This is a genomic window from Algoriphagus sediminis (genome assembly GCF_030403435.1).
In the GTDB taxonomy this organism is placed as follows: domain Bacteria; phylum Bacteroidota; class Bacteroidia; order Cytophagales; family Cyclobacteriaceae; genus Algoriphagus; species Algoriphagus sediminis.
In genome coordinates this window covers 70,362-95,300 of record NZ_JAUEPH010000003.1, presented here as the reverse complement: position 1 = coordinate 95,300, position 24,939 = coordinate 70,362, and the positions used below count along the sequence as shown (strand labels likewise).

The 24,939-nt window shown below is 41.8% G+C and carries 21 protein-coding genes and 1 riboswitch; of the genes, 11 read left to right on the top strand and 10 right to left on the bottom strand.

Going from position 1 to position 24,939, the window contains the following annotated elements:
- Window positions 1-176 precede the first annotated feature (176 nt).
- The gene (locus QVH07_RS06930; protein WP_289999433.1) at window positions 177-1,604 is read right to left on the bottom strand and encodes a DASH family cryptochrome; all 1,428 of its coding nucleotides are present in this window, start codon (window positions 1,602-1,604) and stop codon (window positions 177-179) included.
- A gap of 212 nt (window positions 1,605-1,816) precedes the next feature.
- Here QVH07_RS06930 and QVH07_RS06925 point away from each other — a divergent pair, with 212 nt between their 5' ends.
- Window positions 1,817-4,228, top strand: a complete 2,412-nt coding sequence (locus tag QVH07_RS06925) for an alpha-L-rhamnosidase-related protein (protein ID WP_289999432.1) — start codon at window positions 1,817-1,819, stop codon at window positions 4,226-4,228.
- 8 nt (window positions 4,229-4,236) lie between these two features.
- On the opposite strand, the gene QVH07_RS06920 is transcribed toward QVH07_RS06925, so the two are convergent.
- The 5 genes from QVH07_RS06920 to QVH07_RS06900 form a co-directional block, all read right to left on the bottom strand.
- A complete protein-coding gene (locus QVH07_RS06920; RefSeq protein ID WP_289999431.1) occupies window positions 4,237-6,459 on the bottom strand; it encodes a DUF5916 domain-containing protein in 2,223 nt (740 codons plus the stop codon).
- A 75-nt stretch (window positions 6,460-6,534) separates the two neighbouring features.
- Window positions 6,535-6,969: a secondary thiamine-phosphate synthase enzyme YjbQ gene (locus tag QVH07_RS06915; RefSeq protein WP_289999430.1), complete on the bottom strand. Its 435-nt coding sequence runs from the start codon at window positions 6,967-6,969 to the stop codon at window positions 6,535-6,537.
- A gap of 22 nt (window positions 6,970-6,991) precedes the next feature.
- Entirely contained in the window at window positions 6,992-7,417 is a 426-nt protein-coding gene (locus QVH07_RS06910; RefSeq protein ID WP_289999429.1) for a hypothetical protein, read from the bottom strand.
- 62 nt (window positions 7,418-7,479) lie between these two features.
- The gene (locus QVH07_RS06905) at window positions 7,480-7,851 is read right to left on the bottom strand and encodes a TfoX/Sxy family protein (RefSeq protein WP_289999428.1); all 372 of its coding nucleotides are present in this window, start codon (window positions 7,849-7,851) and stop codon (window positions 7,480-7,482) included.
- A gap of 186 nt (window positions 7,852-8,037) precedes the next feature.
- Window positions 8,038-8,880 (bottom strand): fumarylacetoacetate hydrolase family protein, encoded by an 843-nt coding sequence (locus QVH07_RS06900; protein WP_289999427.1) that lies wholly within the window; start codon window positions 8,878-8,880, stop codon window positions 8,038-8,040.
- A 100-nt stretch (window positions 8,881-8,980) separates the two neighbouring features.
- Window positions 8,981-9,077, top strand: a riboswitch (TPP riboswitch).
- Window positions 9,078-9,174: 97 nt separating this feature from the next.
- On the opposite strand from QVH07_RS06900, the gene QVH07_RS06895 reads away from it, so the two are divergent.
- Window positions 9,175-11,562: a TonB-dependent receptor gene (locus QVH07_RS06895; RefSeq protein ID WP_289999426.1), complete on the top strand. Its 2,388-nt coding sequence runs from the start codon at window positions 9,175-9,177 to the stop codon at window positions 11,560-11,562.
- A 36-nt stretch (window positions 11,563-11,598) separates the two neighbouring features.
- Here QVH07_RS06895 and hflX read toward each other — a convergent pair whose 3' ends face one another.
- Entirely contained in the window at window positions 11,599-12,858 is a 1,260-nt protein-coding gene (gene hflX / locus QVH07_RS06890) for a GTPase HflX (protein ID WP_289999425.1), read from the bottom strand.
- A gap of 155 nt (window positions 12,859-13,013) precedes the next feature.
- Between hflX and rfbC the strand changes: the two genes are divergently transcribed.
- From rfbC to QVH07_RS06845, 9 genes are all read left to right on the top strand, one after another.
- Complete coding sequence (gene rfbC, locus QVH07_RS06885) at window positions 13,014-13,565, top strand: dTDP-4-dehydrorhamnose 3,5-epimerase (protein ID WP_289999424.1); 552 nt, start codon at window positions 13,014-13,016, stop codon at window positions 13,563-13,565.
- Window positions 13,565-14,311 carry a tyrosine-protein phosphatase gene (locus QVH07_RS06880; protein WP_289999423.1) on the top strand — a complete coding sequence of 249 codons (747 nt, stop codon included), beginning with the start codon at window positions 13,565-13,567 and terminating at the stop codon, window positions 14,309-14,311. The genes rfbC and QVH07_RS06880 overlap by 1 nt, the downstream gene beginning before the upstream one ends.
- 7 nt (window positions 14,312-14,318) lie before the next feature.
- The gene (locus QVH07_RS06875) at window positions 14,319-15,272 is read left to right on the top strand and encodes an NAD-dependent epimerase/dehydratase family protein (protein ID WP_289999422.1); all 954 of its coding nucleotides are present in this window, start codon (window positions 14,319-14,321) and stop codon (window positions 15,270-15,272) included.
- Between the two features lie 124 nt (window positions 15,273-15,396).
- Window positions 15,397-16,806 carry a tetratricopeptide repeat protein gene (locus tag QVH07_RS06870; RefSeq protein WP_289999421.1) on the top strand — a complete coding sequence of 470 codons (1,410 nt, stop codon included), beginning with the start codon at window positions 15,397-15,399 and terminating at the stop codon, window positions 16,804-16,806.
- Between the two features lie 21 nt (window positions 16,807-16,827).
- Complete coding sequence (locus tag QVH07_RS06865; protein ID WP_289999420.1) at window positions 16,828-17,598, top strand: phosphosulfolactate synthase; 771 nt, start codon at window positions 16,828-16,830, stop codon at window positions 17,596-17,598.
- 59 nt (window positions 17,599-17,657) lie between these two features.
- On the top strand, window positions 17,658-18,593 hold the full coding sequence (locus tag QVH07_RS06860) for a DUF368 domain-containing protein (protein WP_289999899.1): 936 nt from the start codon (window positions 17,658-17,660) through the stop codon (window positions 18,591-18,593).
- Window positions 18,590-19,327: a shikimate dehydrogenase family protein gene (locus tag QVH07_RS06855; RefSeq protein ID WP_289999419.1), complete on the top strand. Its 738-nt coding sequence runs from the start codon at window positions 18,590-18,592 to the stop codon at window positions 19,325-19,327. Before QVH07_RS06860 ends, QVH07_RS06855 begins: the two co-directional genes overlap by 4 nt.
- 8 nt (window positions 19,328-19,335) lie before the next feature.
- The gene (gene purU / locus QVH07_RS06850) at window positions 19,336-20,190 is read left to right on the top strand and encodes a formyltetrahydrofolate deformylase (RefSeq protein WP_289999418.1); all 855 of its coding nucleotides are present in this window, start codon (window positions 19,336-19,338) and stop codon (window positions 20,188-20,190) included.
- Between the two features lie 7 nt (window positions 20,191-20,197).
- Window positions 20,198-20,788 carry a DNA-3-methyladenine glycosylase I gene (locus QVH07_RS06845; protein ID WP_289999417.1) on the top strand — a complete coding sequence of 197 codons (591 nt, stop codon included), beginning with the start codon at window positions 20,198-20,200 and terminating at the stop codon, window positions 20,786-20,788.
- On the opposite strand, the gene QVH07_RS06840 is transcribed toward QVH07_RS06845, so the two are convergent.
- The 3 genes from QVH07_RS06840 to QVH07_RS06830 form a co-directional block, all read right to left on the bottom strand.
- On the bottom strand, window positions 20,785-22,323 hold the full coding sequence (locus QVH07_RS06840) for a sodium:proton antiporter (RefSeq protein WP_289999416.1): 1,539 nt from the start codon (window positions 22,321-22,323) through the stop codon (window positions 20,785-20,787). The genes QVH07_RS06845 and QVH07_RS06840 overlap by 4 nt on opposite strands.
- A gap of 170 nt (window positions 22,324-22,493) precedes the next feature.
- Complete coding sequence (locus tag QVH07_RS06835) at window positions 22,494-23,720, bottom strand: Glu/Leu/Phe/Val dehydrogenase dimerization domain-containing protein (RefSeq protein ID WP_289999415.1); 1,227 nt, start codon at window positions 23,718-23,720, stop codon at window positions 22,494-22,496.
- A gap of 61 nt (window positions 23,721-23,781) precedes the next feature.
- The gene (locus tag QVH07_RS06830; RefSeq protein ID WP_289999414.1) at window positions 23,782-24,861 is read right to left on the bottom strand and encodes an anhydro-N-acetylmuramic acid kinase; all 1,080 of its coding nucleotides are present in this window, start codon (window positions 24,859-24,861) and stop codon (window positions 23,782-23,784) included.
- Window positions 24,862-24,939: the final 78 nt, after the last annotated feature.

Here is a 24,939-nt window from a genome sequence, read left to right as displayed (position 1 = left end):
ACGGTGGAGTTTGGATTAAAATCTCATTTTTGGTGATTTTTTTTGAGACTATCTGGTACTTCATGATTTGGAAACCAAATCAAAAGCCCCGGCAGAAGAACACAGAAAAGCGAAATAGTTAGTTAGATTTGGACCAGAAAATAACCCCCGGAAGCAATTCCGGGGGTATCCTATCCCTAACTCCACTTTTCCATCTCAACCATTGCCTCGGGATAGGTTTTACCAATTTCAATTCGCTTTCCACGCAGAAAATTTTCAGGTAGCTCATGGGGCTTATGAATATCAAATCCCTCAATACTGGCTAGTTCGTCTATCCAAAACCGCACAAACTCCCCTTCACGGTCGTAATTCTTTGCCTGCCGGAGAATATTAAAGTACCGGTTTTCTCTGGGGTCATTTCCTACACCACCTACATACATCCAGTTTCCCCAGTTAGAGCATACATCATAATCGATCAACATGCTCTCGAAATAGCTTGCCCCCCAGGTCCAGTCAATATTCAGATCATTGACAAGAAAGCTAGCTACATTCTGACGCCCACGGTTAGACATAAAGCCTGTCGTATTCAGTTCGCGCATATTAGCGTCTACAAATGGGACTCCTGTCTTCCCCTCGCACCAGCGCAGAAAATCCGCGCGATCTCTTCGCCAGGAGTCCCTCTGATTTTTTATTCCTTCTACCTGGAAAATTTTATCTCCATGTTTCTTACATATGAATCTGAAATAATCTCTCCAAATCAGCTCAAAAACCAACCAATAGGTACTACTATTTTTTTTCCTCTCTTTCTCATATTTTTTCACCTCCCAGTAGATTGTTCGAGGTGAAATACAGCCTAGGGCCAACCAAGGCGAAAACTTGGAGCTGTAGTCCTTTCCCAGCAACCCATTGCGGGTTTCCTTATAGTTTTTGAGTAAATCCTTTTGCCAGAAATAGGACTCAAGGCGCTCCATACCGCGGCATTCTCCACCATCAAACTTCATCACCTTGTTTGGCAGCGGCAGGAGCTCCCCAAGCCCATTCTTTACTTCCTCATCGGAAAGACTGTTTGGTATTTCTATTTGTGCATACGGGATACTTTTAGGCGCATCCACCTCTTTTCGTATGCTGGACAACTTTTCTACGTTTTTTCTAAACTGCGTGAAAACTTCTGGTAGCTGTCCTACCGGCAAAGGCAAATCATCAATATGATAAAGAGTACTTTGCCAATAATTTTCTGTGGCTATCCCTTTTGCCCAGGATTTTTGTTCAAGGGCCTTTTCAACCGAGGTTTCTTCAGAGGTCACTTCCTGTGAAAAGAATATGGCCTGAGCATCTATGCTTGTGGCTACTTCAGGGAGAATTTCCTCTGGTTTTCCATTTAGAATAATTAAATCCGCCCCTTTTCTCCGTAAGTTCGCTCGCAGGTTCAATAAGCTTTCTATTAAAAATTTATGACGGAGTTTTCCGGTTTTTGGAAAGCCTAATTCAGTTTTTTCAAAATGTCTTGGATCCAGAAAATAGACTGGGATAATTTCTTCACTTCTCGCAATGCCTTCCAATAAAGTGACATTGTCCCTGAGTCTCAAGTCATTCCTGAACCATATGATAGACCTTTTGAATTTCATTACTTCCAAACAGACTGTGCAGGGGCAATGTTTGGGGATTTAACCGAAAATTAGTTGATTCATTTTTCTTTAATTTCAGCCAAAAATAAGCTGTCATCCGAAATTAACTTTTCGTCACCCTTTTTCTGTCATTTATCTATAAATCAGGGACTTTGGTACGGAAAAAAATTCTAGAGGGCTTTTTTGGTATTAAACAAAAGATTTCAAAATCAATGAGAATCAGGGTAGCTATTGCCATTACTGGGATGGTTTTAGGTTTGTGGGCTTGTGAATGGAAGGGTTCCCCGCAGGATAAAATATTTGAAGACTTGGAAAGCCAGGAAGGTCTCACTGGGAAGAGGGAGTATCTGTCTAGCCCATTTTCAGCATCAGGTGACCGCTTTTATATGGTGGGTCATCAGGATGGGACTTTTCCTGATCTTGGTTGGCATGTAGAGGGAGAAATGGGAGGGCTTTGGATGCATCCTATCAAGCTCATGGATGGCTTCACCGCTTCTTTAAAGTCTGGAGAGCAAATCATTTGTTTGGACAAAGCAAAAACCTTTACCAATTACCCTTTTGCAAATCAACAGGATTATGGTGTGGTCTTCGAACAAGTAAGTGTGGATCGGACTCAATTCGTTTCGGACGGCAGAGAGGGAATGACGGTTCTTTTCCGTTTTCAAAATGAATCATCAAGCTCAGCAGCCTTTGATTTCTTTTTTGAGGCCAATGTGGATTTGCAGCCCGTTTGGTTGGGAGAGCGGAGCGGCATGATTGACGGGCCAGATCAGGTAAACTTTGAGGAGCTTACGGGTACTTTTACCGCCAAGGATGAATCAAATGATTGGTTTGCTGTCTGGGGTAGTGATGAGAATTTTCTGCTTTCTCCTGTAAAGCCAGAATGTAGTTTTGAATCTAAAGGAGAAAATGGATTTAAATCAGGTTTTTCCACATCTGTTTCGATTCCTGCTGGTTCAAGTGTAGTTCTTCCCATCTTTATTTCAGGATCTGACCAGAGTGAGGTGAAAGCATTGGAAACCTTTGCCGATTTGAAGGCAAATTACATTGAGGATTGGTTTAACAAGAAGGCCCGTTACGAGGAACTGAGTCAAGTGTCCAAAATTAACATCCCTGATAAGGAGGTTCAGCGAGCATTTGAGTGGATCAAGTATAATACGGATTGGCTGGTGCGAGAAGTCCCTAAATTGGGAAGAGGCTTTGGTGCAGGACTGCCAGATTATCCCTGGTGGTTTGGTGTGGATAGTGAATACACAATCCAAGGTTTGATTACCACAGGAAGAAAAGACTTGGTTTACGAAACCCTTGATCTATTGCATGATCTTTCTGAATCTGAAAACGGAAATGGCCGCATTGTCCATGAGGTATCTACCAATGGAGTGGTTTTTAATCCAGGCAATATCAATGAAACACCTCAGTTCGCTTCTACGGTTTGGGAGGTCTACCGATGGACAGGAGATGTGGAGCTTTTGCAGAAGTATTTCCCCACCATAGAAAAGGGTTTGAATTGGCTATTGGAAGAAAATGATAAAGATGGAAATCTTCTGGCCGATGGATATGGAATGATGGAAATCCATGGTCTGGAATCTGAGATGATCGATGTGGCAGCCTATAGCCAAAAGGCATTTAGTGATGCTTCTCAGATGGCGGAGATTTTAGGCAAACAGGAATTGGCTGAAAGTTATCAACAGACGGCTGAAGCGCTTGCCGAAAAGATAAATTCGGATTTCTGGGTGCCGGAATTTGGCTCATATGCTGATTTTATCGGGACAGCTGAAGAGGCTTTGCAATTGGTGGAGGGTGCGATCTTACGAGCAGATACCTTAAATAAGCCCTGGGCTGTAGAAGAATTAGAAGCTACTCAGTCAAAGTTATCCACATTACCTAAAGACCAAAAACAGGGCTTTGTTTTGTACCATAATTGGGTGGTTAATACTCCAATGGAGGTTGGTATTGCAGATCCGGAAAAAGCTCAAATCGCGCTAGAAACCGGTAGAAAATACACGAATCCCTTCGGGGTTTTTGTGACAGGGATCGATAGAGATGAGCAGGCGGAAAGCGAGGATGGAAGTTTTGCCGGAAGCCAGGCATTTTCTTATACAGGGGCAGTGATGACTTTGCCTACGGGTGTTCAAGCAATTGGAGAAAACAATTATGGGAATCCTGATGCGGCACTTGATTATCTGCAAAGGATGACCCTAAGTTTTGGATTCGCCCTTCCGGGTTCCATTTATGAAGTATCACCTGATTATGGGATGTTTACACAGGCCTGGAACATGTACAGCTTCGCGGTACCGATTATTACTCAGTTTTTTGGAATTCAGCCTGATGCTGGAAACCGGGTAATTTACATTCGCCCACAGATGCCTAATAACTGGAATGAGGCCAGTATTGAGCGAGTAAAAATTGGGGACAATGAAGTCAGCCTGAAGTATGAAAAAGAAGGGGATGAGCTGATGATTGAAGTGGAGCAGACTGAGAAAAAATGGGGACTTTCAATTGAGATTCCGGAGGAATATGGAAAGGTGAAGCTACTTGGAAAAGAAGTTAATGCAGATACTCAGGATGGCTATAGAAGATTATTGATGACTGGGGCTAAAGTAAGAGTGGAGGCGGTGAAATAAACGAACCTCTATAGATTTAACCAATAATTCAGCTTCAATACCAAACTTCTTTGCTTCGAATTAAATGTATCTGGGAAGTAATTATCCGTGTAAACCAGGAAGAAGTCCGATACAGGAGCAAATCTCCATTGCAGACGGGTATTGATATTGATGTTTTCGATCTGATTATTGTACTGGATAAATGTGGTCCAGAATAGGTTCTTGGTAAAAGTCAAATCTATCCTTGGTCCAACTAAAAGCAGATCTGCATCATTTTGAGGTTCAGGAAGTCGAATACGATTATAGCTGAAATTCATGGAGATATTGGCTGTGTATCCAATTCTCCAACCTAGCTGGCTTCTGATTGAGGCAATCTGCCCGGTGAAATACTCCCCAAACTCCGAATTGAGTTGAAGATTAAAAGCCTTTCTCGGGTCACTCTGAAAGCTTACCTGAAAGCGATTGGCGTAGTAATCACTCCCAGCAGGAAGAGGTTCACCCCCTGTTCGGGTTGGATCGAAATCATCAAACAGGTAGATGTAATTATTGCTTAAAGCGAACTCAATTTGGGCCAGAGATTGAAATTGAATTTGATATCCCAAATTGAAGTTTCTATCGGTTGTCCCTAACTCTTCATTCCAAAACAACTCATATTCCAGTGAAGGACCATGTCGATTGATCAGGTTGGACTGAGGGAAAAAGTTGTATCCGATATCCGGATTGAAACGCTTATAATTTGTCCTCGGGACAAAGCCTACCTCTGGATTATAGCCTTCGCCGATATCCAGGTAGCTGATGCTTCCTCTCCAATTCAAATCATTATAAAGCATATAGGCATTGAAAGTTCTTGGACTTTCACCTTCATCAGGCTCAAATGTCCGGTGATAAAAGGCTTTACCTGTCCATTTTCCATCATCAGAAGCAAGATTATATTCTAAACCCAAAAGGCGATTCGATTCTGAAGGGTCAAATAAGTTATTGCTTTCATCAGGAGCTAAAGTTTCTCTATCCACGAAAATGAAGCCTATGTTCGATCGACTAAAAACCTTCCGCTGCACGGCGGCCACAGAATAGTTATTCCCAATGATCCCTGCATCCTCATCGTTTGCGGTTTGCATATTCATCAAACCCACACGCCAGTCATCTGTCACTTTACCTGAAAGCCTTGCTCCATAAAGAATCTGGTTTTGCACATTCTGTCCGGTGTTTTCATCCCTTGCCACTCCTATTCTTCTGGAGAAAAAAGGTCTTGCTAAAGGATGTCCAAAAGAGGCGAATAAATCCCCATTTTCGAGAAAGAATTGTCGCCTTTCTGGGAAGAAAATCTCAAATCTATCCAAGTTTGTAACCTGTTCATCCACCTCTACTTGGGAAAAGTCAGGGTTGACGGTCAGGTCCAGATTAAGTGCCGGCCCAATTCCTATTTTGGCATCTCCCCCAAAAGAAGGAGTAAACGATTCTTCTGTACCTTCAATAAAATTCTTGGAAGTTCGACCTGCCACATATGGGATGATTGAAATATTGGCAGATGTCTTTTTTATGGGTTCCTCGAAGATAAGTTTTCGACTGAAAGCCAAAGAAATGATGGATAAGTTTCTGGGAATCGGTGACCAGGTACTGCGCTCACCGGTGTCGCTATCGATACGATAGAAGTTCACATTCCAGTTTTGGCCTCCGTCTTTAAATCTCAATGTGGAAAGTGGAATGATGGCCTCAGCCACCCATCGGTCCTCGAGAATCGTAGCTTCAGCGTACCATTTATTATCCCATGCCAGGCTCAGATCCTCACCTCGTGAACCCCCGTTTGCTAATAATCCTTCACGCTGAACCCCATAAGGATTAATGCCAAACTGAAAGGCGTTGGTTTTATCATTAAAGGTGTCGAAGACGAAAGTCACTCCATCATTCTGCTGGCCACGATAATCACGACGAAGAGAAGTCGAAACATAGTCCCTTTCCCCTAAATTCATCATTTCGGCAGCGAGATATAGATTGTTTGCATCAAAGGCTATTTTGATGCGAGTCTGTACCACGGCCAAAGAGGTATCGAAAGGAAAATACTGTGTAAAATCACGGTTCCAGCCTTCCTCGTCCATCCAGATGGCTTCGTCTAAAATACCATCCAGGACTATTGGTTCATCCAGTTTAAATGCAAAGGCATTTGGTAGCTCGGTGTTTTGTGCCAGAGCCTTCGGCAAAGCCATTAAACTGAACAGAAGAAGAAAGAGGCTGGGGTTTATCTTCCGCATCATTACAAATCTAACTTATCCTTACTAAGACAATAAGCGAATTATATCAATGGCTTATTCAGGTGCTGTACAGAGGGTTCAGGATTTTACTTGACCAAAAGCAGTTAAGACGAGCTGTCTAGGACTAGCATGAGTGCGGAACTCGCAAAGATATATTCCTTGCCAGGTTCCGAGATTGAGCCTTCCATTGCTTATGGGAATCTGAAGCTGGGAGTCAAAGAAACTGGCCTTTATATGAGCGGGCATGTCATCAGGTCCTTCATAAGTATGAATAAACCTGGGGTAGTCCTCAGGAATAAGCTCATCCACAAAGGTTCTGAAATCCTGTCTGACTGTTGGATCTGCATTTTCATTGATGGTCAATGCAGCGGAAGTATGTTTGATAAAAACCTGAAGAAAACCAGTTTGGATAGTGGAGATTTCAGGGACTGCAGTTTCTATTTCATAGGTGATCAGATGATAACCAGCCGGAAATGATCGTAATCTAAGTTCAGTTTGATAAAACTCGGTCATATCCAAAGATATGACCTAAAATTCAGGAAGGAGTATCCACTGGGTTGAAAAATAAGATTGGCCCGTCACATGCCTGCCAAGTACCTACCAGGGTATTATCGGTTTGAAGCATCATGTACTCCTGACCTCGAATGCAACTATGAATCAGGTCGCTATCAGGATTTTCGAAATCCAAAAGTAGGGCCTCTTGACCATCCTGCTTTTCAGAAGTAAAGGTTCCGTTTGCAACTTCATCCCCAATCCGTTTTTGGAAGTCTCCATCTTCAAAAAACCAGTACACATAAAGTGAATCGGTAATTGGAACAAATTCCCTGTTTGGTGAAAAGGATGGTTGATAGCCAGCCAGCTCATATATCTGATAAGATTCAGGATCAAGAGGATCCACACTTTCTGCACAGGAAAAACTAAAGAATAGTGTAGCGATAAATAGAAACTTGTATTTTTTCACGGTTGGAAAGTTTTTATTTTTTACGATTCAGACCCTTCCATCGTTTCGATCCAGATAAAATTTTATTTCTTTTTTGATCTTTTGATGCTCTTTTTGGCTTGGGGATTAAAAGTTAGGGCAAGATCCACCCAGAATTCTAAATCTTCTTCCATATCATATCCTTCAGGATAGATAAAAGAATAATCTTTCATAGGCCTACCTGTAAATTCCATTGGCCTGATGCCATCTTTGTGAGAATTGCTTTGAATGGCTTCCTCCCCGATTCGAACCATCAGCCTATCTTCTCCTGAATTTTTATCTCTTGCAATCCCCAAGCACATTTTATTATCCACCATAAAAACTAGGCCTCCCATCATTTTCTTTTGAAAGTAGATGACCTTTCTCTCATCCAGAACCCTGGAAATTCGCTCTGCTAAATATTCGTCAAATGCCATTTTATATGATTTAAATATGAAATATTCTAAGTCTTCTAAAAGGAATTAGTGGATGCGTAAAATTTTTTACCGCCAGCTTGGCACCATTTGCCTTAGGGTTTGGTAAGTAAAAAAAGAGAATAGGAAGGCTGTTATACTATCCAAAATTGGTGTAAAAAGGCCATTAATTTCGCGGGATAGTCATAATCAGATTTTTTCCACCTTATTCTTGAGTGTTCCAATTCCTTCAATGCTTATGGCGATTTGATCTCCTACCTCAAGAGTCAGGTTATCAGGTACTATACCTGTTCCGGTCATCAAGAAGCAACCAATTGGAAATGTGTTTCCCCGATATAGCCAATCCGCTAATTCCTGAGGTTTTCTTTTCAGTTGGCTTAAATCTGTTTCACCGGAAAAAGTAAGACTATCATTACGATGAATTTCAAGCTTTATTTTTGCCTCATCAAGGATATGATTTCCAAGTAGGATGCAAGGTCCGATAGATGCAGATCCATGATAAACCTTAGCCTGTGGCAAATAGAGAGGGTTTTCTCCTTCAATACTTCGGCTACTCATATCATTGCCGATGGTGTAGCCCTGGATTATTCCTTTTGGAGAAACCAAGAGAGTCAGTTCAGGTTCTGGAACATCCCAAGAGGAGTCTCGCCGGATAGTCACAGCTTTGCCGGGATGGGCTACTCTGCTTGCGGTGGCCTTAAAAAAGAGCTCAGGTCTTTCTGCATTATAAACTTTGTCATAGAAATCAGCTCCTCCAGCATCTTCGGATTCTTCCATTCTCGCTGTTCTACTTCGGTAATAAGTCACTCCAGCTGCCCAAATCTCCTGATTGCCCATAGGAGCCCTCGCTTCAGATTCTATTTTCTGAGTTGCTGATTCAGTGGAAATTCCTTCCCATTTTTTATGCTCCGAAGCCAGAAAAGCAGATAAGTCCTCTTTGCTAAGAAGGTCGTCCCAGTCGAATTCAGGGCCGAGATAAAAAGTAGATTCTATTTCGATCAGAGTGGAGGAGGAAAGTTTGTAAAGTTTCATAGGATTGAGTTTGCTTAAATTTAGTCAAAACAGTTCTATTCAAGCTAAGGATATTTTTTTGACGGTTTTGAAAGAACCCCAAGCTCCCTTACTTTTGCTACCAGATCATAAGGGGTGCCCTCTAAAATCGGGCTGAGATCATACCCATACTACCTGATGCGGGTAATGCCGACGAAGGGAAATGAGAATGAAAATGGATTGAGGTTTTGTGCCATCATTTGTTTTCAAAGGGTAAACAGGAAAGGAATACTTCCCTTTAGTGTTCCAGTGTTTAACTCAAATCCAATAGGATTAATGAAAAAATTTGTAGTTGCTTTGGCTTTAAGCCTTAGCTCATTTGGAGTTTTCGCACAAGAAGACTTCAGAGGAAAAGTAATTGAAGCGGGCAGTGGAAATGCCTTGCAGGGAGCATCCGTCTGGGTGCAAGAAGCCTCAAAAGGAGGTGTGACTGATGAATCTGGCGAGTTTTTGATCCGAAACTTATCACCGGGAGATTACTCGGTGAGAATTTCTTTCGTGGGGTATGGCACCATAAGGAGAGATATTTCCATTCCTATGACCGAGGAATTTGTGATTGAATTAGCATTCACTGATTTGATGACCGAGGAATTTATTGTTTCAGCGACCAGGGCATCTGATTTGACCCCTACCACCTTCCAGACTCTGGATAAGGAAGAAATTGCAAAAAGAAATCTGGGTCAGGATATTCCTATACTTTTAAATTTCACTCCCTCAGTGGTTTCACACTCTGATGCGGGTGCAGGGATCGGTTACACAGGATTGAGAATCAGGGGTACGGATCAAACAAGAATAAACGTTACCGTCAACGGAATTCCACTGAATGATGCGGAGTCCCATGGGGTTTTCTGGGTGAATATGCCTGATTTTGCCTCTTCGGTAGATAACCTTCAAATTCAAAGGGGAGTAGGCACTTCGACCAATGGGGCCGCTACTTTTGGTGCTTCTCTGAACTTTCAGACGGATACCCGACAGGATGAACCCTATGCCCAAATCGATAATAGTGTGGGGTCATTCAATAGTCGTAGACATTCTGTCAAAGCAGGCTCCGGTTTGCTAAATGATCGTTTTACTGTGGATGCAAGACTATCTAGAATCTATTCGGATGGCTATGTGGATCGTGCCTTTTCTGATTTGAGGAGCTGGTTCGTTTCGGCAGGGTTTCACTCAGAGAACCATGTGCTTAAATTTAATGCATTCTCAGGCCGTGAGCAGACCTATCAAAGTTGGTATGGGCTTTCTGAAGCTCAACTGGAGACAGATCGAACAGCGAATTTTTATACTTACGACAATGAAACCGACAATTATGGTCAGGACCATTATCAGTTAATCTATGCAGGTAAAATCGGTTCTAATTGGAAAACTAATTTTGCGCTACACTACACAGATGGGGCAGGATATTTCGAACAATTTAGAGAGGATGATGCCTTTTCGGATTATGGATTGCCTGATGCCATTGTTGGGGAAGAAGTGATTTCAAGCACGGATATTATTCGTAGAAGATGGCTGGATAATGATTTTTATGGTTTCGTGGGCTCAGTAAATTATATCTCTGATGATGGTAAATGGGACGTTATCCTTGGTGGTGGAGCCAATCGATATGATGGTGATCATTTTGGTGAAATAATCTGGGCCCGGGTAGCTGGTGATACAGATATTAGGGACCGATATTATGATAATAACGCTGTCAAAGACGATAGAAACATTTATGCCAAAGCCAATCTTCAGGTGTCTAGTGGACTTTACCTTTTTGGAGACTTGCAGTTTCGGGGGATTGACTATACCTTTTTTGGGGTGAATGATGATCAGAGGGTTGTAGATGGGCAGCAAAGCTATTCCTTTTTTAACCCAAAGGTTGGAATCACATTCGAGCAAGGAAACCGAACCTGGTATGCGAGCTATGCAGTGGCAAACCGAGAACCCACCCGAGGGGATTTTATTGATAATCCATTAGATGAAGTTCCTAGGCCGGAAAAATTGAACAATGTGGAAGCAGGAGTTCGAGTAAAGGGAAATCGCTTCCAGTATAATGCGAACTTCTACCTTATGGATTATAGGGACCAGCTGATTCTTACTGGACAAATCAATGATGTAGGGGCTTACATTAGGGAAAATGTGGAGGAATCCTACCGTGTAGGGATAGAGCTCGACGGTGCCTATAAAGTGTCTGATAAGTGGACTTTGGGTGGAAATATTGCTTTCAGCCAAAATAGAATTCCCGAATTCACTGAATACATAGATGATTACAGCACTGAGATTTTCCAACAGGAATCTATCCAGCACACTGATACGGATATAGCTTTCTCACCGAGTCTGGTCGGTTCGGCGATCATTGAGTTTAAACCGGTCGAACAGCTATCATTTAATTTGTTGAGCAAGTATGTTGGGCAGCAATACTTGGATAACACCTCGAATGAAGACCGAGCATTGGATGCTTTTTTCACCACAGACCTTCAACTCAGTTATTCCATAAAGCCTAGATTCTTTGAATCAATTGATTTAAATCTTATGGTGAATAATATCTTCAATGAGCTATATGAGCCAAATGGTTACACCTTCAGCTATTTCATTCCAGGAGATAGTGGAAGGGACTTAATCACTGAAAACTTTTATTACCCCCAGGCCGGAACAAACTTCTTGCTCGGACTTAGCCTCAAGTTTTAATAGGACAAATAAAAAGGACCTTTCGAGGTCCTTTTTTTATTCTGTATCCTTTTCCCAATTGTAGGTTTCGGGCTCCAAATAGTGTGGGTATATTTTCAGATGTTGCTTTTTTACCTCCTGTGTTAATGCCTTTCTGAATTCTTCCACTTTAGTTCCGGAAGAGGCTGCCATGAAGACTGGTTTTACTCCATATTTTTTTTCATAAGCCGTAGACAAACCATCGAAGTCTTTGTAATCAGCTTCCTCCAGCTCTATTTCTGTCATTGACATCATTGCATCTTCTGATGGCATGGTTTCTACCAAATCAATTTTGTTGAAAACCAGAAGGACAGGTTTATCACCGGCATCAATTTCCCTGAGCGTCTGTTCTACCACCTGAATATGATCCTCGAAATTCGGATGAGAAATATCTACCACATGGACCAAAAGATCAGCTTCGCGGATTTCATCAAGGGTACTTTTGAAGGATTCAATCAAGTGAGTAGGTAGCTTTCTAATGAAACCAACAGTATCAGAAAGCAAGAATGGGACCCGGTCTAAAACTACTTTCCTGACCGTGGAATCCACGGTCGCAAAGAGTTTATTCTCAGCAAGAATTTTTGATTTTGTAATCAGGTTCATCAAGGTGCTTTTCCCGACGTTTGTGTACCCCACGAGGGCTACTCGTACGATTCCACTCCTTCCCTTTCTTTGGGTTCTGCCCTGTTTTTCTATCTGTCTAAGTTTATTCTTTAAAAGCGTGATCTTATTTCGAATATCCCGTCTATCCGTCTCGATTTCTTTCTCTCCAGCACCACCTCGAGTAGCGGTACCACCCCTTTGTCTTTCCAGGTGGGTCCACATTCTAGTCAAACGAGGTAATAAATATTGAAACCTTGCTAATTCCACCTGGGTTTTGGCCTGTGCGGTTTGAGCTCTCTGTAAGAAAATATCCAGGATAAGCATGGACCGATCATAGATTTTTACTTTCAGTTCATTTTCCAGGTTCCTCATTTGAGAAGGAGACAGGTCATCATCGAATATGACCATGTCAGTTTCGAAGTGCTCAATGTAAGCCTGGATTTCCTCCAGCTTTCCGCTTCCCACAAAGGTTCTTATATCAGGCTTTTCCATCTTTTGGGTGAAACGGTAAACAGCCTTAGCTCCCATTGTTTCTGTGAGAAAAGCCAGTTCATCTAGATATTCGTCAACTTCCTGATCGGTTTGTCCCTGTGAAATGAGACTCACCAGTACCGCAGTAGGCACCTTTGGGGCTGTATCGTAAAGTTTTTGAAGTTTTCTGGAATATTTACTCATATGTTGGTAGTCAACGTTTCCTTTGCATTTAATGATTTGGAAATCAGATTGCTTTAGCAAATTTTTGGACATTAAAGTTCGGCATATTATTCGGAATTAGATTAGGATACTCGGTAAAGGCTTGCTTTTTTTGTGCAAAAGTTACCCAGCTTTGCATGGCAGAGATAAAAGAAACTTCCATTCCCGACGTATTGGAAATTCTTCCCCGAGTATTTAAAGATCCCAGAGGTTCGTTTTTCGAGTCATTTCGGGAAAATTGGTTTACCTCCAGAGGGTTGGATATTAAATGGGTTCAGGATAATCAATCCAGTTCTGTCAAGGGAACCATTCGAGGGCTTCATTTTCAAAGGCCTCCATTTGCACAGGACAAGTTGGTGCGAGTGATCAAAGGGCGAGTGCTTGATGTGGCGGTAGATCTTCGAAAAGGCTCAAAGACCTTCGGACAGGCTGTCTGTGTGGAACTCTCCGAAGAAAAAAATAATCTCCTGCTTGTCCCAGCAGGATTTGCACATGGCTTTTCTGTATTAGAGGATGCCACTTTTGCCTACAAGTGTTCGAATTACTACAACAAAGAATCTGAGGGGGGGATCATTTGGGATGATTCGGATCTGGGAATTGATTGGATGGTGGATAATCCAATAGTTTCCGAAAAAGATGCCATCTTACCTACTCTTAAACAGTTTATAGACCGAGAAGGAGGATTGTGATGAGCTTATTTGACTTATTCAAAAAGAAAACTACAGAAATCGAACCCTTCAACCTTGACTGGCTTGAAGTAGATATGCATTCCCATCTTATTCCTGGAATCGATGATGGATCGAAGACCACCGAAGAGTCTCTTGAATTAATCGGAAGACTTTCTAGCTATGGTTTGAGGAAGATTATTACCACGCCTCATATCATGTCTGAGTATTATAGAAATACTCCAGAAATCATTAAGATGGGCCTAGAGGACTTAAAAAAGAGTGTGAAAAATGCTGGAATTGATATTGAGATCGAAGCGGCTGCGGAGTATTATCTGGATGAGATTTTTTTAGAAAAGGTCAAAGCAGGTGAAGAGATTCTAACATTTGGTAAGAATTATATTTTGGTAGAAACAGGCTTCATCAACAGGCCTCAAATGCTTCTGGAGACGCTTTTTCAGTTAGAAATGAGCGGATATACTCCAATCTTTGCCCATCCTGAAAGGTATCAGTATCTACTTGCTGACAAAAAGCTTTTGGAGGACTTGATTGATCGCCGACTTCTATTCCAAGTGAATCTTCTTTCACTCACCGGGTTTTATTCGAAACCCGTGAAGGATTTTGCTGAAAGACTTATAGAGCGAGGGGTAGTTAAATTTTTTGGAACAGACTGCCATAATCCTCGTTATCTGGATATGCTCGAAACTTTGCCGAAGGCAAAGAATTATGAAAGTTATAAGCAAATGGATCTGAAAAACAGATCTCTATAAACTCTCTATGAAAATCCTGATCACAGGTATTACCGGCCTTTTTGGTAGCCAGTTGGCAAGAAGCTTTTCAAAGGTTGGTCATATTCATGGCCTAAAAAGGAAAACCTCTTCGATGGATTTGCTTGAAGACATCGATTTTGAGATTCAATGGCATGATGGTGATATTTTAGATCCAGAGTCGATTGCGACCGCGCTAAAGGATATAGATTTAGTTATTCACGCGGCCGGATTTGTTTCCTTCGACCCTAGCGAGAAGGATGATCTTTATACTATTAATGTGAACGGTACTGCGAATTTGGTGAATACCATGCTCGCTGAAGGAGTTCATAATTTGATTCATGTGAGTTCTGTTGCCGCTATTGGGAGGTCTTCTGAAGTTCTGAGAATCAATGAAAAGCACAAGTGGACAGAATCCTCTTTGAACACGGACTATGCCATCTCCAAATATTGGGGGGAGCTGGAGGCCTGGAGGGGCGAGCAGGAAGGGCTAAATCTGATCGTTGTGAATCCTTCTATTTTACTCGCCAAAACAGATGGAGGTAGAAGTAGTACATTCATTTACAATTACTTAAAGGACGGCCGCTCTTTTTATCCTAAAGGGGATCTGAATTATATCGATATCCGGGATGCTGCTGATATGGTTTTAAAGATTTTTGAGAAGGAGGAGTGGGGAGAGCGCTTTATCTTAAATAAGGAGAGCATAGCTTATTCTGAGTTTTTCGAGTTGATGGGTGAAGTTTTTGATTTGACTCCTCCCAAAAGAGAAATTTCTGACTGGCTATTGAAATGGGTGATATTCTTCCAAAACTTGCTCTATCGCTTGAAATTAACCAAAGTGGCCTTAAATCGTCAAACAGCCATGATTGCCCAACAGAAGATATTCTTTGACAATAAAAAGGTGATGAAACTTCTGGAATTTGAATTTAGAAGCCTTCGAGAGACTTTTGAATGGGCAAAGTAAACTAATCCAATTTAGCCTGCGTTTGACCTTTAATAATTATAGGTTCATCGCTTCAAAAAATTGCCAACTGGAATTTTGGCGGACCGATTTATTTGGTAAATTATACAAACCTTAACCTATCCTAATGACAGGAGATCATGATCACGATAGGGAGCAAGAAAGAAAGCTGATCGAGCGCTTTGAGAACTCCCTGAAATCAAACCTGGATTTATATTTTGAAGAAGAGGAATTAGAGGATGTAATCCGGTTTTACTTTGACCAACAGAAATTCCTGAAAGCCCTAAGGGCGGCGGAAATTTCGCTCGACCGATTCCCGTTTTCTGTAGAAATCAAATTGCTCAAAGCCCAGTGTCTAATTTTTAATGATGAGCTGGATGAGGGAATGGATATTCTGGAAAATATCAATAACCTTTCTCCGAATAATGAAGAAATAATTCTGGCTTTGGGGAATGCACATATTCTGGCAGGATCTTATGATCAAGGAATAGAACTACTGGAAAACTATCTCTCTCTGGCTGAAGACAAGGCAGAGATTTATTATTCTCTTGGAAATCTTCATCGGATCAAGGGAGACAATAAAAAAGCTACGCTCTATTTCAAGGAGGCGGTGAAGTGCAGAATTAATCATGAGGATGCCCTTTTTCAGCTGGCCATGATTACAGAAGAGGAAGGGTCTTTCAATGAAATTCTGGAGTTCTATCAGCAATTCATTGATCAGGACCCTTACAGTGCGGGTGCCTGGTATAACCTTGGAGTAGTTTACAACCGAATTGGGAAGTTCGAAGAGGCAATCAAAGCTTATGATTACGCTCTCCTGATTGATGATAGCTTTGCGTCAGCCTATTTCAATTTAGGAAATGCCTACATGAATACTCAGCAGTATGAATTGGCTCTGGAAGCATATCAGAACACGATAAACTGCGAAGGAGCCAATGCAGAAAACTGCTGCTACATGGGGGCTGCCTATGAAAAACTGGATAATGTGGAGAAGGCATTTACCTATTTTAAAAAGGCGGCCAAGATAGATGAGGAATACGACGATGCATGGTTTGGGCTGGGTATGTGCATGCTGAAGAAAGAGAAGTATTTTGAAGCCATCCATTATTTCAAAAAGGCACTAAACTTTACCAAGAGTAATCCGAATTTCTGGGTGGGTCTGGCAGATGCCGAATTCAAGCTTGGGAATCTGCAGGCCAGTTCAGAAGCCTATGAAGAAGCTATTAACCTGGAACCGGGGATCATGGAGACTTATGTGAATCTTTCTGTGATCTATTATGATCAGAATCGGTTCGAAGAGGCTATTGATGTCATTAGTGAGGGAATTGATGAGATTCCAGAAGAAGCCGAACTCTACTACCGAATGGTCATTTACCAGATCAAGATGGGTAAATACAAGGAGGCATTCTCATATTTAGAAAATGCCTTAACTTTGGACTTTGATAAGCACACGATTTTGTTTGAACTGATGCCGGAGCTGGATAAGCAAAAGGCGATATACAAGATCATTGCACAGTACAAAGAAGAAAATACCTGATTAAACCTTTAACATTTCAGAATGAATTACGAGCTGAAGAATATCCCGGTCCGCACTACTAAACCAAGGACCGAAGGATTTACTATGGCTATGGATAAAGGCCTAAGCCCCAGACAAGTAGAAGACTTCATGAGCAGCTGCTCTGACTATGTGGACATTGTAAAATTAGGCTGGTCCACCTCTTATGTGACTAAAAATCTTCGCGAAAAGCTAGATATTTATAAAGAGGCGGGAGTGCCGGTTTACTTTGGAGGAACTTTATTTGAAGCCTTTATCGTGAGAGGTCAGTTTGATGATTACCGGGCCGTCCTTGACAAGTATGGTCTTGAGTTCGCGGAAGTTTCGGATGGTTCGATTTCTCTAAACCACGATAAGAAGTGTGAGTACATTTCCCAGCTTGCAAAACAAGTGACTGTTTTGTCCGAGGTTGGATCGAAGGATGCCGCCAAGATTATCCCGCCATATAAGTGGATTGAGCAAATGCAAAGTGAGCTCGATGCTGGAGCATGGAAGGTTATCGGAGAAGCTCGTGAAGGTGGGAATGTTGGTCTTTTCAGGGATTCCGGAGAGGTAAGACAAGGACTTGTTGAGGAAATTTTAACTCAGATTCCAGGAGATAAAATTATCTGGGAGGCTCCAATCAAAAGCCAGCAGGTTTGGTTTGTAAAGCTTCTTGGAGCTAACGTAAACCTGGGAAATATCAGCCCGTCTGAAATCATCCCATTGGAAACCGTAAGATTAGGTCTAAGGGGAGATACTTTTGATATGTACCTAGAGGACATAAAACTTTAATTTTAGATTTCATTTGAATGGGGCTGATTAGAATTTCTGGTCAGCCTTATTTTTTGAGTATGGAAACGATCAAGAAATATATTCTTCTCTATTTCAAGGGCATGGCCATGGGTGCGGCCGATATCGTTCCGGGTGTTTCCGGTGGTTCGATCGCCCTAATTACAGGGATTTATGAAAAGCTGCTACAGTCTATTACTTCCATAAATACCGAAAGCATCAAACTTGTATTTAAGGGAGAATTCAAGAAGTTCTACCAGTCCGTGAATGGGTCTTTTCTACTGGCACTGATCCTCGGAATAGGAACTAGTATATTTTTACTAAGCGAGCTGATTACCTACCTGATGGATGAAGAGCCTATCGGTCTTTGGTCTTTTTTCTGCGGCTTAATTTTGATCAGTGCTATCATAATTTTGAGAGGAATACAGAGGTGGCATTTGGGAGTGGTATTCGCTGTGGTTTTAGGGATTATCTCAGCGTATTTTATTACAGAGCTCCCTCCCATGACCTCTCCAGATAGCCTTTGGTTTACCTTTGTTTCAGGGGCAATTGCTATTTGTGCCATGATTCTTCCAGGAATTAGCGGAAGCTTTTTGCTCCTGATTTTAGGTCAGTATGAGAATATTCTAAATGCCCTATCTGAGAAAGACTTCTTCACTTTGGCAATTTTTGCCTCGGGCTGCCTGGTGGGAATTCTATCCTTTAGCCGATTAATTTCCTGGTTACTGAGAAAGTTTTATTCAGTTACCATAGGTTTACTCTCGGGCTTTATGTTGGGATCATTAAATAAGCTTTGGCCCTGGAAACTGGTCACGGCCTATCGCAAATCTTCAAGCGGGGAAGAAAAACCTTTTCTGACTGAGAATCTTTGGCCTGCTGAATTTTCTGAACAGGTTGGGGCAGAACCCCAGCTGGCAATGGCCATAGGAGCTTTTATGTTTGGAATCATTTTGGTTTTTGGAATTGATAGATTGGCGGCTTATTTCTCGAAGAAATGAGAAAATTCGGACTAATCGGTTTTCCTCTAGGGCACTCTTTCTCGAAGAAATATTTCACTGAAAAATTCGAAAAGGAGGGGTTGAGCAATTGTGAATTTGAGCTATTTGAGATTCCTTCAGTTGGGGAATTGAAAAAGGTCATTTCTGAGAATCCTACACTAGAAGGGCTTTGCGTAACTATTCCTTATAAGCTAGAAGTCATGCCTTTCCTGGATGAGATATCGCCTTCGGCAAAGCAAATCGGGGCGGTTAATTGCATTCAGTTTAAGGAAAATAAGCTCATCGGATACAATACGGACTTCATCGGATTTCGCGATTCTTTAGCTGGATGGCTTGGGGAAGAGAGACCTAAAGCATTGATTTTGGGTACTGGTGGAGCATCAAAGGCTGTGGCTGCTGCATTAGATGATCTTGGCATTGAGTTTCAATTTGTGTCCAGATCGGGTAAAGCAAATGCAATAACCTATAAGGAATTAACCCAAAGGCCTGAGATCATGAGTGATCATCAACTTATAATTAATAGCACACCGCTTGGTACGTTTCCCGAAATAGAAAGCATGCCTGCAATACCATTGGATCAGATTTCCAAGGATCATCTTTATTATGATTTGGTTTATAATCCGGCGGAAACCGCCATGATGAAAACGGTAACAGAAAAAGGCGGTCGTGCTACAAATGGAATGGAAATGCTCATCGGCCAGGCAGAAGCTGCCTGGAAGATTTGGAATGACTAAATTTCACCATGAACAAGGCCATCTTAATCATTCAATGCCCTGATCAAAGGGGAATCGTAGCGGCAGTTTCGGATTTCCTTTTCCAGAATGGAGGAAATATTCTTGAAGTAGACCAGTATGTAGATCAGGAAGCCAAGCGCTTTTTTATGCGTGCCTGCTGGGATTTGGATTCATTTGCCTTGGAAAAAGACAACATATCTGAGAAATTTTCAAAAGAGGTGGCAGAGGAGTTTGAAATGGATTTCACTCTTCATTTCAATCAGCCAAAAGCCCGAATGGCGGTTTTTGTAAGCAAACAATCCCATTGCCTCTTTGATATCCTTTCAAGACATCATTCAGGACAACTTGAAGTCGAAATTCCTTTGGTGATTTCAAATCACAATCATCTCAGAGGTGTGGTGGAGGCATTTAACATTCCTTTTCATCACATCCCTGTTTCTAAGGAAAACAAAATCCAGGCAGAACGAGAGCAACTTAGGCTCCTGTCGGAAAATAAGATAGATTTTGTGGTTCTGGCTAGATACATGCAGATCGTTTCCCCGGAGTTTATTTCTCATTTTCCTAATCGAATCATCAATATTCACCATTCCTTTTTACCAGCTTTTGTCGGGGCAAAGCCATATCATGCGGCCTTTGAGAGGGGAGTCAAGATTATTGGTGCAACGGCGCATTACGTGACAGAGGAGCTGGATGCTGGACCTATCATCGAACAGGAAGTAGCCAGAGTAAGGCATCACAATGATGTTTCTGATTTGGTGCAGATCGGGCAGGACGTAGAAAAAGTGGTTCTTTCCAGAGCCATCAGGTCACATCTGGATAGGAAGGTAATGGTATTTAAAAACCGAACTATTATTTTTTATTGATCAAATCATGTGCTCTCAAATCTTAAATGACGATAAAACCAGATGTCCCTGGTGTCTAGGTTTTAATCAATACATCAAATACCATGATGAGGAGTGGGGTGTTCCTGTTTATGATGACCGAATTCATTTTGAATTCCTGATTCTTGAAAGTGCTCAGGCAGGGCTAAGTTGGGCAACCATCCTGAAAAAGAGAGAAGGCTATCGCAAAGCTTTTGCTGATTTCGATTATAAGATGGTGGCCGATTATCCGGATTCCTTTGTGGAGGAATTAATGACCGACTCGGGAATAATTCGGAATAGGTTAAAGATCAAAGCAGCCATCAACAATGCAAAAAGATTAATGGAGGTGCAGGCTGAATTTAGATCTTTCTCGGATTATATCTGGGATTTTGTGGATGGTCGGCCTATTGATAATCAATTACGCTCCATGGAAAATGCTCCGGCTACGAGCAAGCAATCAGATCAGTTGGCGAAGGATATGAAAAAGCGTGGTTTTAAGTTTTTAGGGAGTACTACTTTATATGCACATATGCAGGCTACCGGTCTAATTAATGACCATCTAGTAGAATGCTATAGATACGCAGAGGTTAAGGCTTAATGAAAAGCAAAAAAGATCAGCCAAACCAGAAATAGCAGAGGCAAAAGAATCGGCAATGAGAATCGGATAATGTAGCCAAAGAAAGACGGCATCTTGATTCCACTTTGCTCAGCGATGGACTTCACCATGAAATTCGGGCCATTTCCTATGTAGGTCATCGCTCCAAAGAAAACAGAAGCGATAGCTATAGCCATCAATTGAAAAGAAGAATCCGGATATCCGTTTGCGGCGAAGGTTCTTACCTCTTCAATATTATTTATAGAAGCCCCACCAGAAGCCATGGCTGCAGCCAGGAAGTTCAAGTAGGTTGGAGCATTATCCAGAAATCCTGAAAGAATACCCGTTCCCCAATAAAGTGTATTTGCTGTGATCAATGCCGCGCCATCAGGTGATTTGGCAAAATCTCCGACAAGCTCAAGTGCCGGCATCATGGTTCCAAATATTCCAATGAAAATAAAGGCGACCTCTCTGATGGGTTCAAAATTGAATTCGTTCCCTTGCAGTGCCCTTTGATCAGCCAGTCGATATGAAAAGAAGGCTACAGAAAGCATGATGATTTCCCGGATAAATGAGAATTTTTGTCCATCATAAACGATGGCCGGAACTCCTTCAATTACGTTTGGATCCAAGAATACAGAACAAATAATTACCAAAAGCCAGCCGAAGTTTTTGGCACCCACCAAAGTAAATTTATTGGTATAGGTTTCTGCCTCTGGCTCTGGGTCTACAGCTCTTCCTAGTTTTCTGTCTATGAAATAAAATGCTGTCGCCAACACGATAAGTGCAAATACCCATGCCGGCCAGTTATGCTCAAGAGTCCAGAAGAAGGGGATTCCCTTCAAGAAACCTAGGAAAAGAGGAGGGTCACCAATCGGGGTTAAGGAGCCACCGACATTACTCACCATAAAGATGAAAAAGATGATGTGGTAAGCCTGGATATTTCCCTTATTCAGTCGAATAAAAGGACGAATCAAAAGCATTGAAGCCCCTGTAGTACCTATGAGATTTGATACTAAAGCCCCAACTACTAATAAGGTTACATTGGCCAAAGGAGTGGCTTTCTTATCGATTTCAATCAGGATTCCTCCTGAGGCAATGTAAAGCGAAGCCAATAGTGCAATGAATTGCACATACTCAGCGAGGGCATGAACAGGCCCGTGAACGTTGTCCAGAGCAAATAAATAATAGAATACAACCAAAATGGCCAAGGCCACGGCAATCTTAGGATAGTTTTTATGCCAGAAGTGCTCATAGAAAAGCGGACCTGTAGCAATCATCAATAGCAAGGCTATGAATGGAATCACCAGCCAAATAGGTGCAGCATGACCGTGTGAGCCTTCCTCATCATGACCTTCGGCATGTTCACCTCCGTGATCTTGGTCTGAGTGGTTTGTATCTTGACTTGCATCAAAAGAGACCATGGAAATCATCTCTCCTGAAGCCTCATCAGTCATAGCGCTTACTTCATTTATGGCTCCAGCCACAAAAAACATTAGCAGAAAGATGAGAAAAAGTCGAGAAAGATTAATCTTCATAGGTTGGGGTAATCTTATTTAATGCCGAAATAAATTCCTTCTTCCGAACCACTCAAAAAGTAGGGCGCTATTCGCTAAACTACTGATTTTGGACGATAAACTCCAAGTGCAACATCAGAAGGCTGAATTAATTCTTTGTGAATTTTATCATAATCGCTTTAAAATCCTTTTCAGACTAACTCCTGAAGAGCCAGACTAAAAGAATTCTGAGCTATTTTAGTTTTGCTAGAATTTGAATCAAAGGTTTTTTGGAGGGCAAGCCGAATAGTTTCGCTAACGTCAGAAAATATGGCCTGATCGGTCACCTCTGCATTTTCGCTCATGAGATAAGCAAAGACTCTTGCCATTCCACAATTAGCCACGAAATCCGGAATCAGTGATACTCTTTCATCTACCCATAGACCTATCGGCCCAAAGAATATTTCAGGATCTGCAAAAGGAACATTCGCACCACAGGAAATTACCTCAAGACCTGCATTAACCATTTTCTCTGCCTGCTCTTTGGTAATCAGCCTGGAAGCCGCAGCAGGAATGAAAATTTCACTTTCTAAGTCCCAAACCCGCTCATTCATTTCCTCGAAAGGAATCATGTCAGGTGCGCTTAGTTTATTTCCTTTTCTATTGATGAAAAGTTCTCTTATCTCATCGAGCGTGTATCCATCCTCTTTTATCAGACCACCATCTTTATCGATGATTCCCACAATCTTCACTCCTTCCACTGCTAGGAAACAGGCAGCAGCAGCACCTACATTACCCCATCCTTGAATCACAGCTCGCTTTCCTTTGATATCTCCTCCCCAGATGGAGTAATAGTGGCTCACTGCCTCAGCTACCCCATATCCAGTGATCATATCGGCTACAGTATATTTTTTAGGACCGTTTGGAGTGAATTCCGGATCCTCTAAAACCTTTGCTACACCTTGTCTCAATTGGCCGATTTTACGGATCTTTTCAGGTTCAGTCGCATGAAAAAAGCCATTAACGATTCCTTCTTGTGGGTGCCAAAGCCCATAAGATTCAGTAATTGGAATTACTTCATGAATCTCGTCCACATTCAGGTCACCACCGGTTCCGTAGTAATTTTTCAACAGCGGCATGACGGCTTTATACCATCTTTTCAACACTTCGTCTTTTCGGGGATCAGCAGGATCAAAGTTGATTCCTGATTTAGCTCCGCCTATCGCAGGACCTGAAACTGTAAATTTCACCTCCATGGTCTTTGCTAGAGACTCTACTTCTCTTTTATCTAGACCTTTTCTCATTCGGGTTCCTCCACCCGCAGCACCTCCCCGTAGTGAATTGATCACTACCCATCCTTCAGCTTCGGATTCACTATCACTCCACTCAAAGATTACTTCGGGTTTCTTATTCTCAAATTTTTTAAGTAGTTCCTGCATCGGTTAGTTGGGTTTAATATTCGCGGCAAAAATAGAATTTTTGAAAAGCAGTCCTATCGGATTAGGATGGTCGGTAATCATACCATGTTCCACCGCAGGAATCTTCTTTGGCGCCGGTCACACTTGAAAGGCAATTATTTTCACCTCGCATCTTTAAAACTCCCAGGAATCCAAAGATTAAAGCCTCTTTGAATTCAATGACTTCTTTATCTGGCAAGATGATTTCATAGGTGTTTTGTAGGTTTCTGGAAAGTCGCTCGACGAAAAATTTATTGTAAGCCCCTCCGCCTGATAAAAGAATTTTGGGGTTTTCTTTGGCCGCATATTTTCGAATGATCTGAGAAATCTGAATGGCATAATGCTCTACCAGTGTCGCCAAAATATCTTTTACATTTAATCCTCTTTCGGAAATTATTGGTAGAAAATCGCTTTCCAGGTCTTCGCGACCCAGTGATTTGGCTCCCGATTTTTGATAGTAGTCCAGAGAGTTTAAATTTTCCAAAAGCTGTCTATCCACATTTCCTTCTCTGGCCCAGTTTCCATCTTTGTCGTATTCTGCTCCAAGTTTTTGAGCAAAAAGATTTAGTAAGCCATTAAAAGGGGTGCAGTCAAATGCTTTTCTGGATCCATTCACATCCATGCTGATATTTGAAATTCCACCAAGGTTTACACAAAAATCATATTCGTGAAAGAGAAGCTTATCTCCTAGAGGTACTAGAGGAGCACCTTGACCGCCCAGAGAAATGTCCAGCATTCTGAAGTCATTTATCGCAGGAAGTTCACTGTTCTGAGCGAGCCACCAGCCATTTCCTATCTGAAGACTAAGTCCTTTTTCTGGCTGATGGAATACAGTATGCCCATGGCTACAAACCGCCGTGGGTTTGGTTTTCAAATTCTGACAGAAATTTTTGACTTCCTTACCCATCCATTTTCCAAGAGTGACATCCAGACTCATAAGATCTGATGAGGGCAATTTATGCGCAGACATCAATTGGGTTTTTAAGGCAGAAGGGAATTCCACTGTTTCGGATTTTAGGATTTCGTATGACCATTTATCACTTTTTGCAAAGTGGCAATAAGCAATATCAAGTCCGTCTCCTGAAGTACCTGACATCAATCCGATTACTGAGTATTTTTCCATGGCTAGGGGTTAAAAGTTGTTAAGCCAAGTCTGGTGATTGCATTAATTAAAGTTAAGTAAATCTCCCGCTTTTCTAAA